The organism is Glutamicibacter sp. MNS18 (assembly GCF_026107515.2).
Taxonomy (GTDB): domain Bacteria; phylum Actinomycetota; class Actinomycetes; order Actinomycetales; family Micrococcaceae; genus Glutamicibacter.
Genome location: NZ_JAPCHW010000016.1, coordinates 1 through 16,344, shown reverse-complemented (window position 1 = coordinate 16,344; position 16,344 = coordinate 1). Strand labels below are relative to the sequence as shown.

Annotated in this window: 14 protein-coding genes and 1 rRNA gene; 4 read left to right on the top strand and 11 right to left on the bottom strand. The window is 63.9% G+C overall.

Going from position 1 to position 16,344, the window contains the following annotated elements; genetic code table 11:
* The first annotated feature begins 65 nt into the window (after nucleotides 1–65).
* The 4 genes from OK351_RS15830 to OK351_RS15815 are packed head-to-tail and all read left to right on the top strand — an operon-like array spanning nucleotide 66 to nucleotide 4,328.
* Nucleotides 66–719: a GntR family transcriptional regulator gene (locus OK351_RS15830; RefSeq protein ID WP_265160939.1), complete on the top strand. Its 654-nt coding sequence runs from the start codon at nucleotides 66–68 to the stop codon at nucleotides 717–719.
* Entirely contained in the window at nucleotides 712–2,229 is a 1,518-nt protein-coding gene (locus OK351_RS15825) for an MmgE/PrpD family protein (protein WP_265160937.1), read from the top strand. The genes OK351_RS15830 and OK351_RS15825 overlap by 8 nt, the downstream gene beginning before the upstream one ends.
* Entirely contained in the window at nucleotides 2,230–3,159 is a 930-nt protein-coding gene (gene prpB / locus OK351_RS15820) for a methylisocitrate lyase (RefSeq protein ID WP_265160935.1), read from the top strand.
* Nucleotides 3,160–3,188: 29 nt separating this feature from the next.
* Entirely contained in the window at nucleotides 3,189–4,328 is a 1,140-nt protein-coding gene (locus OK351_RS15815) for a bifunctional 2-methylcitrate synthase/citrate synthase (RefSeq protein WP_265160933.1), read from the top strand.
* Nucleotides 4,329–4,461: 133 nt separating this feature from the next.
* Here OK351_RS15815 and OK351_RS15810 read toward each other — a convergent pair whose 3' ends face one another.
* The 11 genes from OK351_RS15810 to rrf form a co-directional block, all read right to left on the bottom strand.
* Complete coding sequence (locus tag OK351_RS15810) at nucleotides 4,462–4,974, bottom strand: 8-oxo-dGTP diphosphatase (RefSeq protein WP_265160931.1); 513 nt, start codon at nucleotides 4,972–4,974, stop codon at nucleotides 4,462–4,464.
* Nucleotides 4,975–4,997: 23 nt separating this feature from the next.
* Nucleotides 4,998–5,957, bottom strand: coding sequence for a site-specific tyrosine recombinase XerD (xerD, locus tag OK351_RS15805; RefSeq protein ID WP_265160929.1), 960 nt, complete (start codon nucleotides 5,955–5,957; stop codon nucleotides 4,998–5,000).
* Between the two features lie 12 nt (nucleotides 5,958–5,969).
* Nucleotides 5,970–6,617: an NUDIX domain-containing protein gene (locus OK351_RS15800; protein WP_265160927.1), complete on the bottom strand. Its 648-nt coding sequence runs from the start codon at nucleotides 6,615–6,617 to the stop codon at nucleotides 5,970–5,972.
* 108 nt (nucleotides 6,618–6,725) lie between these two features.
* Nucleotides 6,726–8,408 (bottom strand): CTP synthase, encoded by a 1,683-nt coding sequence (locus tag OK351_RS15795; RefSeq protein ID WP_306349495.1) that lies wholly within the window; start codon nucleotides 8,406–8,408, stop codon nucleotides 6,726–6,728.
* A gap of 88 nt (nucleotides 8,409–8,496) precedes the next feature.
* On the bottom strand, nucleotides 8,497–10,248 hold the full coding sequence (gene recN, locus OK351_RS15790) for a DNA repair protein RecN (protein ID WP_265160925.1): 1,752 nt from the start codon (nucleotides 10,246–10,248) through the stop codon (nucleotides 8,497–8,499).
* Nucleotides 10,249–10,335: 87 nt separating this feature from the next.
* Nucleotides 10,336–11,361 (bottom strand): NAD kinase, encoded by a 1,026-nt coding sequence (locus OK351_RS15785; protein ID WP_265160922.1) that lies wholly within the window; start codon nucleotides 11,359–11,361, stop codon nucleotides 10,336–10,338.
* A gap of 69 nt (nucleotides 11,362–11,430) precedes the next feature.
* The gene (locus OK351_RS15780) at nucleotides 11,431–12,225 is read right to left on the bottom strand and encodes a TlyA family RNA methyltransferase (protein WP_265160919.1); all 795 of its coding nucleotides are present in this window, start codon (nucleotides 12,223–12,225) and stop codon (nucleotides 11,431–11,433) included.
* Nucleotides 12,222–12,416 (bottom strand): hypothetical protein, encoded by a 195-nt coding sequence (locus OK351_RS15775; RefSeq protein WP_265160916.1) that lies wholly within the window; start codon nucleotides 12,414–12,416, stop codon nucleotides 12,222–12,224. Before OK351_RS15775 ends, OK351_RS15780 begins: the two co-directional genes overlap by 4 nt.
* A gap of 2 nt (nucleotides 12,417–12,418) precedes the next feature.
* A complete protein-coding gene (locus OK351_RS15770) occupies nucleotides 12,419–13,429 on the bottom strand; it encodes an HAD-IIA family hydrolase (protein WP_265160913.1) in 1,011 nt (336 codons plus the stop codon).
* A 15-nt stretch (nucleotides 13,430–13,444) separates the two neighbouring features.
* Entirely contained in the window at nucleotides 13,445–15,589 is a 2,145-nt protein-coding gene (locus OK351_RS15765) for a hypothetical protein (protein ID WP_265160910.1), read from the bottom strand.
* Between the two features lie 309 nt (nucleotides 15,590–15,898).
* Nucleotides 15,899–16,015 (bottom strand): 5S ribosomal RNA (gene rrf, locus OK351_RS15760).
* Nucleotides 16,016–16,344 lie beyond the last annotated feature (329 nt).

Here is a 16,344-nt window from a genome sequence, read left to right as displayed (position 1 = left end):
GGAGAAACTTCCCCAAATTTTTAATGTTTCCCCCAATTTTTGCGTTCTGTGTATACACTGAGGGTATGAGAGCGAGCGAGAAAGCGTACGAGAGCCTCCGCCACGACATCGTTCAATGGTGTCTGGCCCCGGGCACCGTCCTGGCCGAAGTCGAGCAGTCGGCCCGGCTGGGGGTATCTCGCACCCCGGTACGTGAGGCCCTGGCCAGACTGGTCGCCGACGGGCTGGCGGTCCAGCAACGCGGCCGTGGCGTGGTGGTCTCCGAAGTCTCGCTCGAGCACCTCGATGACCTGTTCGACCTGCGCAGGGCATTGGAATGCGAAGCCGCGCGGCTGGCCTGCCGTAGCCCGCGACGTGCCGAATTCGCCGATCTGGCCACCGCCTTCACCGCTGCGGCCCATACCGAGCAGATCGATTCCGCTACCGAGGACTACTACCAGCTGGTGGCCCGCCTAGACGAGCTGATCGACCAGGCCGCGGACAACGCCTACCTGGCCACCGCGTTGCGCAACCTGCGGGTCCACCTGCAACGGGTGCGCCGGCTGGCCAAGGACCACCCGGCCCGGTTGCGTGCCTCGGCCAACGAACATGCCCAGATCGCCCATGCGATCGCCAGCGGGAACACGGATCTGGCCAGGGCGGCCACGACCATGCACCTGCACCAGTCCTTCCAGCACATCACCCACTTTGCAACCGATTTGAAAGGCACCAATGATTAATCACCCAGTACGCGTCTACCGTTCCGAGGAAAACCTGGCCCGCGAAGACCAGCTGGCCCACAAGATCGCCGTGGTGGCCGCCGATGAGGTCGCCGTCACCGATGAGGTGAAGGAGATGATCATCAACCGCATCATCGACAACGCCTCGGTGGCCGTCGCCTCGCTGAACCGCGGACCGATCATCGCCGCCCGCACCCAGGCGCTGGCCCATGCCCCGTCCACCGGCGGTTCCGGCGCCTCGGTATTCGGCATCTCCGATAAGGTCTCCCCCGAATGGGCGGCCTGGGCCAACGGCGTGGCCGTGCGCGAGCTGGACTACCATGACACCTTCCTGGCCGCCGAATACTCCCACCCGGCGGACAATATCCCGCCGATCCTGGCCGTCGCCCAGCACACCGGGGCCTCGGGCAAGGACCTGATCCGCGGCATCGCCACCGGCTACGAGATCCAGGTTGATCTGGTCAAGGCCATCTGCCTGCACAAGCACAAGATCGACCATGTGGCCCACCTGGGCCCGTCGGCCGCCGCCGGCATCGGCACCCTGCTGGGCCTGGATGTGGAGACCATCTTCCAGGCCGTGGGCCAGGGGCTGCATACCACCACCGCCACCCGCCAGTCGCGCAAGGGCGAGATCTCCACCTGGAAGGCCCACGCCCCGGCCTTCGCCGGCAAGATGGCCGTGGAGGCCGCGGACCGTGCGATGCGCGGCCAGACCTCCCCGGTGCCGATCTACGAGGGCGAGGACGGCGTCATCGCCTGGTTGCTGGACGGCCCGGATGCCGCCTACGAGGTGCCGTTGCCGGAGGTAGGCGAGGCCAAGCGCGCCATCCTGGATACCTACACCAAGGAACACTCCGCCGAGTACCAGGCCCAGGCCTGGATCGACCTGGCCCGCAAACTGCACCGTGAGCATCCCGAGGCCACCAAGGCCACGAACGTCAAGTCGGTGCTGATCAAGACCAGCCACCACACCCACTACGTCATCGGTTCGGGCGCCAACGATCCGCAGAAGTACGATCCGACCGCCAGCCGTGAGACCCTGGACCACTCGATTCCCTACATTTTCACCGTTGCCCTGCAGGACGGCGCCTGGCACCATGTGGACTCCTACACCCCCGAGCGGGCAGGGCGCGCGGATACCGTGGAACTGTGGCACAAGGTCACCACCGAGGAAGATGCCGAGTGGACCCGCCGCTACCACTCACTGGACATCAGCGAGAAGGCCTTCGGCGGTAGCGTGGAAATCACCCTGAACGACGGCACCGTGATCACCGACGAGATCGCCGTCGCCGATGCGCACCCGCTCGGTGCCCGGCCGTTTGCCCGCGACCAGTACATCGCCAAGTTCCGTACGCTGGCCGCCGGGTTGGTGCAGGACGCCGAAATCGACCGCTTCATCGCCGCGGCCGAGAACCTGGAGAACCTGGCCGCAGGTGAACTTGACCAGCTGAACATCCTCGCCGCCCCGGGCGTCATCGATGCGGCCAACGCCCCGAAGGGTCTGTTCTAGATGCTGTACTCCACCCGCACCCCGGCCCAGAAGCGCATCGACCTGAGGCAGATGCTCGTTCCGGGCGCCGCCCGGCAGTTCCCCGGGGCCTTCAACCCGCTCTCGGCCAGGCTGATCAGCGAGAAGCGCTTCGATGGCGTGTACATTTCCGGCGCGGTGCTGGCCAACGACCTGGGCCTTCCGGACATCGGCCTGACATCCCTGACCGAGGTGGCCACCCGTGCCGGGCAGATCGCCCGGATGACCGACCTGCCGGCGATCGTGGACGCGGATACCGGGTTCGGCGAGCCGATGAACGTGGCCCGCACCATCCAGGAACTGGAATACGCCGGGCTAGCCGGATGCCACATCGAGGACCAGTTCAACCCGAAACGCTGCGGCCATCTGGATGGCAAGAACGTGGTGGACACCGACACCATGCTCAAGCGCATAGCCGCCGCGGCCGATGCGCGCATCGACGGGAACTTCCTGATCATGGCCCGCACCGACATCCGCGCGGTGGAGGGTCTGGACTCGGCCATCGACCGGGCCAAGGCCATGGTCGATGCCGGGGCGGACGCGATTTTCCCGGAGGCGATGAAGGATGTCTCGGAGTTCGAGGCGGTCTGCAAGGCCGTGGATGTGCCGGTGCTGGCCAATATGACGGAGTTCGGCAAGTCGGATCTGTTCACCCGCCAGGAGCTGGCCGATGCCGGTGTGGCACTGGTCATCTACCCGGTCACGCTGCTGCGCAGCGCCATGGGCGCGGCCGAACGTGTCCTAGATGCAATCAGTGAAGACGGTACACAACAGCGTGAAGTGGATAACATGTTAACCAGGTCACGTCTCTACGAGCTCGTTGACTACGAGGCGTACAACCGGTTCGACACCGGGATCTTCAACTTCCAGGTCCCCACGCTGGATATCGAAACGAACAACGCCAACCTGTAGCACCGGCAGATACCGACAGGAGTTAGACAATGACGACTACCGATGAAATCAAGAAGGGCCTGGCCGGAGTGGTGGTGGACTACACCGCGATCTCCAAGGTCAACCCCGATACCAATTCGCTGCTCTATCGCGGATACCCGGTCCAGGACCTGGCGGCGCACAAGTCCTTCGAGGAAGTGGCGCTGCTGCTCTGGACCGGTGAGCTGCCCAGCGAGGCCGAGCTGACCGAGTTCACCGCCTACGAGCGGGCCAACCGGGCACTGGATGGGCGGGTGAAGGCCGCCATCGACCTACTGCCGATCGATTGCCATCCGATGGATGTGGGTCGTACCGCGGTCTCGGTGCTCGGGGCAAACCATCCGCTGGCCGGGGATTCCTCCGCCGAGGCCGAACTGCGCAAGGCCAAGGAACTGTTCGCCGCCTTCCCGGCCGTGGTCGCCTATGACCAGCGCCGCCGCCGCGGACTGGATGTGGTGGAGCCGCGCGAGGACCTTGATTATTCGCAGAACTTCCTCTGGATGACCTTCGGGGAGGACGCGGCCCCTGAGGTGGTGGACGCGTTCCGGGTGTCGATGGTGCTCTATGCGGAACACTCCTTCAACGCCTCGACCTTCACCGCCCGTGTCATCACCTCCACGCTCTCGGACCTGCACTCGGCAGTCACCGGGGCCATTGGTGCGCTGAAGGGCCCGCTGCATGGTGGAGCCAACGAGGCGGTCATGCACACCTTCGACGAGATCGGCATCGACAAGAACGAATCCCGTGAGGACGCCGCGGTGCGCGCCAAGGCCTGGATGGAAGATGCCCTGGCCGCCAAGAAGAAGGTCATGGGCTTCGGGCACCGCGTCTACAAGAACGGGGACAGCCGGGTACCGACCATGAAGGCCGCCCTGGATCGGATGATCGCGCACTATGGCCGTGCCGAGATGCTGGGGCTCTACGATGGTCTGGAAATGGCCATGGACGAGGCCAAGGGGATCAAGCCGAACCTGGACTATCCGGCCGGACCGACCTACCATCTGATGGGTTTTGACACCGAGATGTTCACCCCGTTGTTCATCGCGGCACGCATCACCGGCTGGACCAGCCACATCATGGAACAGCGTGCCTCGAACTCGCTGATCCGCCCGTTGTCGGCCTATAACGGTCCGGACCAGCGGTCCTTCTAGAAACGGTATCCCGCGTTCGCGGACGGGGTCCGGCCCATGTGCCCGGACCCCGTCCGGCGTTTAACCCCTGGATCCGCCGCTGGGCAGGCTGCCGGTCCCGCGTTGTTCCTCGGTATTCCGCAGGTGCTGCTGGTTACCAGGACTGGATGTCGATCCCGCGCACGCCCTGGTTGTCATCGGCCATGGTCACCGTGGCGGTGAACTGCTCACCGGCGATGATCCGCGGCAGCCAACTGGCCGCGTCCTGCCACATCTGCTCCACGGGCATACGGTGCACCGGATACCAGCGGGCATCCAGTTCCCGGCTCGGGACCAGCTGGCCGCTGAAGCCGTGGGCGGTGAATACCTGGCAATCCATATCCGAACGTGGGTTGGCCGGAAAACGGAAAAGCACCGTGGCGCGGAAGTCCACGGTTCGGGGATCTGCCTTGAGGCCGGTCTCCTCGCGCAGTTCACGGATCGCGGCGGCCACGGGTTGCTCTCCCGGCTCGACTTTCCCGCCAGGGGCCACCATGTTCCCGGCGCCGAAACCGGTGAGCTTGAGTCCCAGCAGCACCTCGGTGCCGTGCCCGGCATCCCTCAGTACCAGCATCAGCACCACGGGCTGGGGTGATTGTTGTCCCGGCTGGGTGGGGTTCACGTTCATCTGCGCGCTTCTCCTCCGGTATCTCAGTTCACCCGCGGGTGGGCGAAGAGGTAAGCTTCGCGCAACGCGTCGACGGTGACCTTGGTGTAGATCTGCGTGGTGGTGACCGAGGAATGGCCGAGCAGTTCCTGCACCACCCGGACATCGGCCCCTCCTTCGAGCAGATGGGTGGCGAAGGAGTGGCGCAGCGTGTGCGGGGAGACTTCCACCCCAAGTTCGGCCTGCTCGGCCGCCTTGGACAGGATCAGCCACACCGACTGCCGTGAGATCCGTCCGCCGCGCTGGTTCAGGAACAGCGCAGGGCTTCCCTTGCCCTTGGAGGCCATGCCGGGCCGGGCGCGCACCAGGTACTCGTTCAGGGCGGTGCGGGCATAGGAACCCAGGGGCACCACTCGTTCCTTGGAGCCCTTGCCGAACAGCCGGACCACCGGGTCGGAGTCCGTTTCGGTGGCGAAGTGCACGTCGTCCACGTCAAGGGCCACCACTTCGGAGATACGCGCACCGGTGGAGTACAGGAATTCGAGCATCGCCCGGTCGCGGAGTCCGGCGGGGCTGTGGGTGGCAATGGATTCAAGCAGCGAACTGACCTGGGCGATGCTGATCGCCTTGGGCAGTGAGGTACCGAAGGCCGGGGGTTGGATGTCACGCGCGGGGTTCGGCACGCACAGGGACTCCAGTTCCCAGAACTTGTGCAGCTGGCGTACTGCCACGGTATGCCGGGCCACCGAGCGCGAGGACAGCGCCGGCGTCTCCCGGCTACCGCGTGCCAGGTCCTGCAGGTACTGCCCGACGTGTTCGGGGGTGATGCCATGGGGAGCGGTGACCCCGGCACGCTGCAGTGCACGGTTGTAGCGGGTCAGGTCCCGGCGATATGCAGCGAGGGTGTTGGCGGCCAGCCCGCGTTCCAGCGAGAGGTGCTGCAGGTAGCGTTCCAGCGACTGGGCCAGGGCCGGCGGAACCTTGTTGGAGGGTTGATCGTCCATCGTTGACAGGTCCTAGCGCGAACGCAAACCCGGGTGGGCCTCGAATGGCACCCGTGCATCGCGAAGCTGGGTGTATCCCTGGGCGCGGGCTGCATGGGTGGCCAGGATCCCCACCACGGCCGACGGGTTGTGGATCCGCCCGCCGAGGACGGCGCTGAGTGCTTCGTCCAATGGCACCCAGGAATAGCGCATTTCCGCTTCCTCCTCGGTCCGCTGGTGGCGTTCGGCCTCGGGGACGAGGCGGCTATCGCGCGCCAGGAAGATGCGCATGGCCTCGGAGGATGATCCCGGGGACAGGAAGAAATCGGTCAATACGGCCCAGTTGCCGGCGGTCCGGTCCGCTTCTTCCCATAGTTCGCGTTGCGCCGCCGCCAGCGGTTCCTCCCCGGCGACATCCAGCAGTCCAGCAGGCAATTCCCACAGGGTCATGCCCACGGGGTGGCGGTACTGGTTGATCAGCAGTACCCGGTCATGCTCGTCGAGGACCACAACGGCCACGGCCCCGGGGTGGGAGACGTAGTCGCGGGTGATGCGTGGCCCTCCGGGGGCCAGATCCACCTCGTCATGCAACACGTTCCAGATCAGCCCGTCGTAGACGGTATCCGAGGAGACGATGCTCCGCTCAGAGAATTCATCACTGGGGTGCAGGCCTTGCTCCATGGCTGCGTTCCTTCCGGGCGTAGGTATACGGATGTTAACCGGCCATGGGGCCGGTACCGCGACACAACGCCGTGGTACCGGCCCCATGGCTGGTGTCTGGAGGTACTGCTACTTGCCGCTCTTGGCCAGTGCGGCGGCGATCAGGCCGCTGAACAGTGCGTGCGGGCGGGTTGGGCGGCTGGAGAGCTCGGGGTGGGCCTGCGTGGAGACGTAGTACGGGTGTACGTCCTTGGGCAGTTCCACGAACTCGACCAGGTTGCCGTCCGGCGAGGTTCCGGAGAAGACCAGTCCGGCTTCCTCCAGCTGTTCGCGGTAGGCGTTGTTGACCTCGTAGCGGTGGCGGTGGCGTTCGGAAACCTCGGTGCTCCCGTAGGTTTCAGCCACTACCGAACCGTCGGTGAGCCGGGCCGGGTACAGGCCCAGGCGCATGGTGCCGCCCAGGTCCCCCTTGCCATCGACGATCGCCAGCTGCTCTTCCATGGTCGCGATGACCGGAGTGGTGGTCTCCGGCTCGAATTCGGTGGACGAGGCATCGGCCAGTCCGGCCACGTTGCGGGCGAATTCGATGACCATGGACTGCAGTCCCAGGCACAGGCCCAGGGTCGGGATCCGGTGTTCGCGGGCGAACTTCAATGCACCCAACTTGCCTTCCAGGCCGCGGATACCGAAACCGCCGGGTACGCAGATGGCGTCGACATCGGCCAGCGCCTTGGCCGCGCCGGCATCGCTGGCACAGTCATCGGCCGGAACCCAGCGCAGGTTGACCTTGGCGCTGTTGGCGAAACCACCGGCTTTCAACGCTTCGGTCACCGACAGGTAGGCGTCGGGCAGGTCGATGTACTTGCCGACGAGCGCCACCGTGAGCTGGTGCTTCGGGTTGTTCACCACGTCCAGCAGGCGGTCCCAGTCATCCCAGTCCACGTCGCGGAATTTCAGGTCCAGGGTCTGCACAATGTAGGCGTCCAGGCCCTGTGCGTGGATGATCTTCGGCACCTGGTAGATGCTCGCCGCGTCGGCGCAGTTGATGACCGCTTCGGTGTCCACGTCGCAGGTGCGTCCCAGCTTGGCACGCATCTCGTCGGGAATCGGACGGTCGGAACGGATGACCAGGGAATCTGGCTGGATACCGATGGAACGCAATGCGGCCACCGAATGCTGGGTCGGCTTGGTCTTCAGCTCATGGCTGGGGCCGATGTACGGGACCAGGGACACATGGACGAAGAACACGTTCTTGCGCCCGATGTCCTGGCGCACCTGGCGGGCCGATTCGAGGAACGGCTGGGATTCGATGTCGCCGACGGTGCCACCGATTTCGGTGATGATCACATCCGGTGCCTTCTTGCCCTCACCTGGCTCGGTGGCAGGCAGGCGCATCCGGCGCTTGATTTCGTCGGTGATGTGCGGGATGACCTGGACGGTATCGCCCAGGTATTCGCCGCGGCGTTCACGTTCCAGGACGGTGGAGTACACCTGTCCGGTGGTCACGTTGGCGCTGCCGGGAAGGCTTTCATCCAGGAAACGCTCGTAGTGACCGATATCCAGGTCGGTTTCGGCGCCATCGTCGGTGACGAAGACTTCGCCGTGCTGGAAGGGGTTCATGGTACCTGGATCAACGTTCAGGTACGGATCGAGCTTCTGCATGGTCACGGACAGACCACGAGCTCGAAGTAGATGTCCAAGGCTGGATGCCGTCAATCCCTTACCCAGGGAAGAGGCCACACCGCCGGTGACGAAGATATGCTTTGTCGTTTCAGACGACCGAGAATCACGAGATAAATTACGCTGCACCACGGGATTTCATCCTATCACCATTCCAGAAGCTGACCATCCACTTCGCAACTCTACGGCACCGGTGGCCCGGCCCAAAAAAGATGCTGTCCTACTTGCCTACGGGGGTACTTGCCAGTGAATCCACCAGCTGCTGGGCATCGGCCAACAACTCCTCGGCATGGGCCTGAGCGGTGTCGGATTCTTCCTGACCTGCCAACATCCGGGCCAGCTCACGCACCCGTTCGCCCTCGTCCAGGGCCAGCACGTCACTGGCGGTAAAGCCTTTTCCGGACTGCGCGCCGGCATCCGAGTTCTTGATCACACGGATATGGCGGTCGGCATAGGCGGCCACCTGGGGCAGGTGGGTGACCACGATAACCTGCACATGGCGGGCCAGCATGGCCAGCCGCTCACCGATGGCCACTGCGGCCTTGCCACCGACACCCTGGTCCACTTCGTCGAAGACGAAGGTCGGCACCGGGTCCACTGCGGCGAGCACCACTTCGATGGCCAGCATCACGCGCGAGAGTTCACCACCGGAGGCCCCCTTGCCCAGTGGCCGCGGTGCGGCTCCGGCGTGCGGTGCCAGGAGCATCGCGATCGTGTCCTGGCCGTAGGCTCCGGGTTCATCCAGCTCATTGACCTCGACCACCAACCGGGCATCGGGCATCGCCAGCGCGGTCAGTTCCTCGCTGACCCGCTTGGCGAGCATCTTGGCAGCCCGGGTGCGCGCTTTGGTCAGGTCCGCGGCCAGCGAGGCGACCTCGTCGCCGAGCGTGCTGCTCTGCTCCTCGAGTTCGGCAATGCGCGTATCATCCCCGCCCAGTTCGTCAAGCCGGGAGCGCGAGCTCTGCGCCCAGGACAACACCTCGTCGATACTCGGGGCGTACTTGCGCAGCAGCTTGCCCAGTTCGGCACGCCGCACTTCGATCTGCGCCAGCCGTTCGGGCCCCTCCTCGTCCAGATCGGCCAGGTAGCCGGAGATGTCACTGGATAGTTCCGAGGCAAGGATGCCCAGTTCTGCCGCACGGTCGGCGAAGGACTGCAGGGCCGGGTCGTCCGAACCAGCCTGGGCCAGGACACCGCGCGCGGTTTCGATCAGTGTGGTGATTCCCGGGGATTCGAAGTCCTCGCTGTCCAGCACCCCGCGGGCCTGGGCTGCGGCACTGCGCAGGGATTCGACGTTGCCCAGCTTGGTGGCCGCCTCGCGCAGTTGCTCGTCCTCCCCCGGCTGTGGATCCAGGGAGTCGATTTCGTCCAATGCCAGACGCAGGTTCTCGGCTTCACGCATCCGGTCCCGCGAATCCTGCTTCAGGCTCGCCAGCTGGCGGGTCGCTTCCCGCCATTGCCGGTAGGTGCGCTGATAGCGCGACAGGGTGCGGGAAAAACCGTCACCGGCGAAACGATCCAGCGCATCACGTTGCGCCCCGGACTCCTTGAGCCGGATCTGGTCGGACTGTCCGTGCACGGCTACCAGATCGGCGCCGAGCTCCCCGAGCAGTCCAACCGGTGCGCTGCGTCCACCGATGGTGGCCTTGGAGCGGCCCTGGGCCGACAGGGAACGGGTGAGCAACAGTTCGCTGTGCCCGTCTGCCGGTTCGATGAAGGCTCCGGCCTGGCTGGCGGCCTCCAGTACGGGATGATCGGGATCCAAATGCACCACGGCTTCGGCCAGGGCATGCTTGGCCCCGCTTCGTACCGCACCGGCGTCTGCGCGACGACCCAACAGCAACGCGACTGCGGTGATGACCATGGTCTTGCCGGCACCGGTCTCGCCAGTGACCACTGTCAGTCCCGGTCCCAGCGGCAGGGTGGCCTGGGTTATCACCCCGAGATTGGAGATTGATATTTCCTGAAGCATCGCGCACTCCCAGTCTTTTAGGTAGTTCGTTCCCGACCTTTGCCTATCCTACTCAAGTAATAGTACACGTATTCGAATCAGGTTCGTCTAGTTCTGCGTCTCGTCCCGCGCGACCATCGGGATGCCCGGTTCATCCTTGTTATGCGGCTCCACCGTTTTCACTCCCGCGTTAATCACGGGCAAGGCGGTCGTGGCGGGACGTCGATCCGACTCCCTGGCCGGACCACGCCAGCCCTGGATCGGCAATTCGAACTTGTTGACCAACCGTTCGGAGAACGGCGTGGTGTTCAGCCGGGCAAGTTTCACCGGCTTGTCACTGCGGGTGACCTCGACACGGGCACCGGGCGGCAGGTCGATGGTGCGCCGCCCATCGCACCAGAGCACCGCTTCGGCATCGGTACGGGTCAGGGTTTCCACCGCCATCGTGGAGTTCGGTGAAATCACCAAAGGCTTGGCGAACAGGGCGTGCGCGCTGATCGGCACCATGATCAGTGCCGCGACTTCCGGCCAGACCACTGGACCGCCGGCGGAAAAGGCGTAGGCGGTGGAACCTGTGGGGGTAGCCATCACCACCCCGTCACAGCCGAATGTGGAAATTGGCCGGCCGTCGACCTCGATAACCACCTCGACCATTCGTTCGCGATTGGCCTTTTCCACTGCAGCCTCATTCAGGGCCCAGGTTTCGGCCAGACAGATGTTGTCCAGCCAGACCTTGACCTCGATGGCCATGCGCTCTTCTACCGAGTAGTTGTGGGCCACCAGCTGTTCGACCGAGTTTGCCAGTTCGGTCCGTTCGCTTTCGGCCAAGAAGCCCACGTGTCCCAGGTTGACACCCACCAGGGGGATGTCCGCGTCACGGACCTGCTCGGCGGCATGCAGCACCGAGCCATCGCCGCCGAGGACCACGCCGAGGTCGATGTCCGCCATGGTGCAGTCCTCACCGAGGATCTCCACATGAAGGTAATCATCACCGTTGGCGCCGATCACTGCCTGTTGGTCCTGCTTCCGCATGACCGGCAAGATGCCGGCACGAGTGAACTGATGACAGGTTTCAATTGCCGCGGCAATCGCGTCCTTCCGACCCGTATGGGTGAAAACTAGGATGCGGCGCAAGGTCAATGGCCCCCTCAGGCTCGGTAATCATGCGGGCCGCCGGTTCCTCGGCTGCCTCGCCTTTACCTTCTAAGAATAGTCAACCCGATCCAACATCAGGGCATCGGGGGCCGATTGTGGATCGGCGGCTTGCGGCTTGGCCAGGCGCAGGAAGAACTCGATATTGCCGTCTTGTCCCGGCAACGGGCTGCGGGCCAGACCAGCCAGTTCGAGTCCAGCCGCATACGCGCTGGCCACCACGTTTTCCACGGAGTCGCGGCGCAGCCCCGGAGAGGTGACAACCCCGGTTTTTCCCAGGTGCTCACGTCCCACCTCGAACTGGGGTTTGACCATCAGCAACAGGGTACCGCCCGGGCATGTCGCGCCGGCCAGGGGCTGCATGACCAGCCGGAGCGAGATGAAGGACAGGTCAGCTACCACCAAGTCGACTTCTCCCCCGATATCCTCGGGGACCAGGTAGCGAACATTCATCCCCTCATGGACCGTCACACGGGGATCATGGCGGATTTCATCCACCAGCTGATCGTGTCCGACATCAACCGCGACGACATGTGCCGCACCACGGCGCAACAGCACGTCGGTAAACCCTCCGGTGGAAGCCCCGGCGTCCAGGCAACGCAACCCGTCGGGGCGGACATCGCCGAACAGGTCCAGTGCCCCGGCCAGCTTGTGGCCGGCGCGGCTGGCATATTCCTGCAGCTCACTGGCCAGCACCTGCAGGTCGTTATGCGATTCCACCTTCTTGGAGGCCTTGGTGACCACCACGCCGTCCAACAGCACACGTCCGGCAGCAATCAGCCGGGCCGCATCGGTACGGGACCGGGCCAGCGAACGGGAAACCAGTTCCTGATCGGTCCGGTTCATTGGCCGCCGCGTCCGGTCTGGTTCAGGTCATGTTGCAGCCCGGACAGCAACTGTTCGTAGATCTCGCCGTGTTCCGAGATGTCCACGGAGGCCAGTGCCTGCAACTGGTCATCAACGACCTCGTCGGTGACCAGTGGAGCGATGCCGCCGGATACCGGGGCCGCAGGCCGTGGATTGGGGGAAGGATTCACGTTCAGCTCCTCAGTGTGCGCTGCAGGTCATCGAGACCGCGGGCTGTGAACTCGAAAGGAGGAATACGGTGTTCGCTTTGCCGTGGGTGTGCCAGCCACCAGGCGTGGCAGGCGGCGCGCCAACCGTTCAGGTCCGTTTCGTTCCCCGAGATCCGGATCCCCTCATCGTTCACGCTGGCGACGGCATCCCCGATCCGCACACCGTACCCGAGCACCTCGGTGGTGGGATACGGGCGGTAGAAGTCGTCCAGCGACTGGATGATATAGCTGGGCCGTTGGTCGGCCGGCGCACCCAGCGCGGTCCGTGCGGTATCCACCCCGGTGAGGACCAGTGCGCTGCTGTAGCCGGCCCGGTTGGCCCCGAGGATATCGGTGTCCAGCCGGTCCCCCACGACCAGGGGTTTGCTCGAGTCCAGGCGTTCAGCCGCACGGCGGAACAGATAGGACTGCGGCTTGCCCGCGATCCGGGGTTCAACGCCGGTGGCGGCACGCACGGAGTTAACCAATGAGCCATTGCCTGGGGCAATTCCTTCGGCTCGTGGAATGGTCAGATCGGTATTGGTGGCCACCCAACGGGCCCCGGCGGCAATGGCATAACTGGCCTCGGCCAGGTCGTTCCACGACACTTCGGGGTAGAACCCCTGCACCACCGCCACGGGATGATCCCGGTGAGATTCAACGACTTCAAGTCCGCGCACGGCCACGCATTCACGCAAGTACGGGGATCCCACAACGAGAACCTTGCTCCCCGGGTTCAATTCCCGGGCAAGCATTTCGGCTCCCGCGTCGGCGGAGCCGAAGACGTGCTCCGCGTTGGTGTTCACCCCTAGCTGGCGTAAATGCGCGGCAACCGCCATCGGGGATCTGCCCGCGTTGTTGGTGATGAAGGCCAGCGAGACCTGCACCTCCGCCAAGGCGTTCAGTCCCGCGACAGCACCTTCGATCGCGTTGGGGCCGGCATACACCACCCCGTCCAGGTCTGAAAGTACCGAATCGAAACCGGAGATCAGCATGAGACTACCTATACCCTACTTACGGTCCTCGGTGTCGAATTCCTCGATGTCGAGTTCCTCGTTCTCGCGACCCAATTCTGATTCAGGGGTGTCCTCATCGTCCTCGTCGTCCTCGTCGCCCTGGGGCTCGGACAGATCCTGCTGGTCGTCGGCGAGTTCCGGATCCTCATCCCGGGCTTCGGAAACAACGCTGAGGTCATCCTCAGCGGCAGCCAGGGCTGAGTCCGCGGACTCCTCATCCGCTTCGGATGCCGGATCCATCAGGTCCTTGGCACGGGGATGTTCTGCTTCTTCGTCCAGTTCAGGTGCCAGATCGTAGATAAAGGAATCATCGTTCTCGTCCTCAATGCCCAACGCCCGTTCGGCGACGGAGATCTGCTTGCGCCAGCGCTGCGCTTCCTCATCGCGTCCCGACTCAAGCAACAGGTCGGAGTATGCGCTGAACAGGCGCGGGGTGAATTTGAAGGCACGGTTGAAGTCCAGCTGCGGCAGGGCTTCGAGCTCGGCCAAGGCCTTGTCGATCTGGCCCAGATCAGCATAGGCGCCGGCGGCCACGATGTGCATTTCCACCTTGACCGCAATGTCCAGCTCTGCGCATTCGTCGCTGTGAGCCAGCTCGATGGCTTTCTCGGCGCGACCCAGTCCACGCAACGAGTCGGCGATCAATGGCAGGTTGTAATCCGAGCCGCTGATACGGCGGTGGGTGCGTAGTTCGCGCAAGGAGTCGGCGAACTTGCCGGCATGGTAGGCAGCGATACCCACGGCTTCACGGACCACGGCCACGCGACCGCCACGACGGGAGGCAGCCAGGGTGTGCTCGTAAGCCAGCTCCGGATCATCCTCAAGCAGGCGACCGGCCATCACAAGGTGCTTGGCAACCCAGCTCTGGCTTCGTTCTTCCAGGTAGCGCAGCTGCGCACGCGCGACCTTGTCCAGTTCCTTGCCTGTGACGTCCTCGTCAATATCGGGCGAGGCGTTACGGTCCGGGCGGTTGGAGATGCGCAGATCACCCGGATTGTGGCTACGGGGTGCCTGGTTGGAATCACGTGCGTCATTGTCACGACGGGGATTGCCCCGTCGTTCTTCGCGATTGCCGCGCTTCTCATCGCTACCACGGAAGTTGGCGCGCTTGTCATCGTTACGTCGGAAGTCACCACGGTTGTTGTCGCGGTCCCCGCGGTACCCGCCACGGTTGTCATCGTTGCGGCGGAAGTTGGCGCGCTTGTCATCGTTACGTCGGAACTCGCCACGGTTGTTGTCGCGGTCCCCGCGGTAGCCACCACGGTTGTCATCGTTACGGCGGAAGTCCTTCTTATCGCCGTCACGGCGGAATTCGCCACGGTTGTTGTCGCGGTCCCCACGGTAGGCACCGCGGTTGTCATCGTTACGGCGGAAGTCCTTCTTATCGCCGTCACGGCGGAACTCGCCACGGTTGTTGTCGCGGTCCCCACGGTACCCGCCACGGCTGTCATCGTTACGGCGGAAGTCCTTCTTATCGCCGTCACGGCGGAACTCGCCACGGTTGTTGTCACGGTCCCCGCGGTACCCGCCGCGGTTGTCATCGTTGCGGCGGAAATTATCACGCTTGTCACCGTCACGGCGGAACTCGCCACGGCTGTTGTCACGGTCCCCACGGTAGCCACCGCGGTTGTCATCGTTACGGCGGAAGTCACCACGGTTGTTGTCACGGTCCCCACGGTAGCCACCGCGGTTGTCATCGTTACGGCGGAAGTCACCACGGTTGTTGTCACGGTCCCCGCGGTAGCCACCGCGGTTGTCATCGTTGCGGCGGAAGTTATCACGCTTGTCACCATCGCGGCGGAACTCGCCACGGTTGTTGTCGCGGTCCCCGCGGTACCCGCCACGGTTGTCATCGTTGCGGCGGAAGTCCTTCTTATCGCCGTCACGGCGGAAGCCACCACGGTTGCTGTCACGATCCCCACGGTACCCACCACGGTTGTCGCCATCACGACGGAAATCGCCACGATTGTTGTCGCGGTCCCCACGGTACCCACCACGGTTGTCATCGTTGCGGCGGGAGTTATCCTTCTTATCGCCATCACGGCGGAAGCTGCCGCGAGTGTCGTCATTACGACGCGGGCCAGAGTTTCGCGAGTTGTCACGATCTCCATCTGAGTTACGGCGGAATTCATTAGACATGAAAAGTGTTCCTTTCAGCGGCCCTGTATATTCACCGCAACCTTCGTGCTCGACATCCGAGACACTTCACTATTAACTATTTATTTCGCGCTCACGCGCGGAAGCTCCCTATAAGTCTAGGCGAGTATTACCGCAGCGGCCTTGAAAATCGGGAAAGTGTGGGCAGATCCTCAGCCGTAGTCCACAGGGCAAGACGGCCCCTGGACCCGAGCCCCGTGGTGCGCCCCGCAATAAAGTGCGGGGGTTAAATGGGTGAGGCCCCGACACCACGGTGTCAGGGCCTCAAACCACTCTACCAACATAAGTTAAGTCCGGCGGTGACCTACTCTCCCACACCCTCACGAGTGCAGTACCATCGGCGCAATGGGCCTTAGCTTCCGGGTTCGGTATGGGACCGGGCGTTTCCCCCACGCTATGACCGCCGTAACAGCCTTGAAACAACACAAATCCTTGACGTGTGCCCACCGGTAAACCCCCGGCACGCACCACATATGCCCCAACCCGCGCCCCACACCAACCACCCGACATCATCGGGTACCCGGCATGTGGTGCACAAGGGTTGTTGCCTCGTAACCGTATAGTGAACGCGAACACCAAAACATTGCTGACACACCCCACACAAAAGGGGGTGGTTTCGTTGTGTGTTGATAAGTCATCGGCCTATTAGTACAGGTCAGCTACACAAGTCTTCAGTCCTTGCTTCCACATCCTGCCTATCAACCCAGTGGTCTAGCTGGGGGCCTCTCACACCAAAA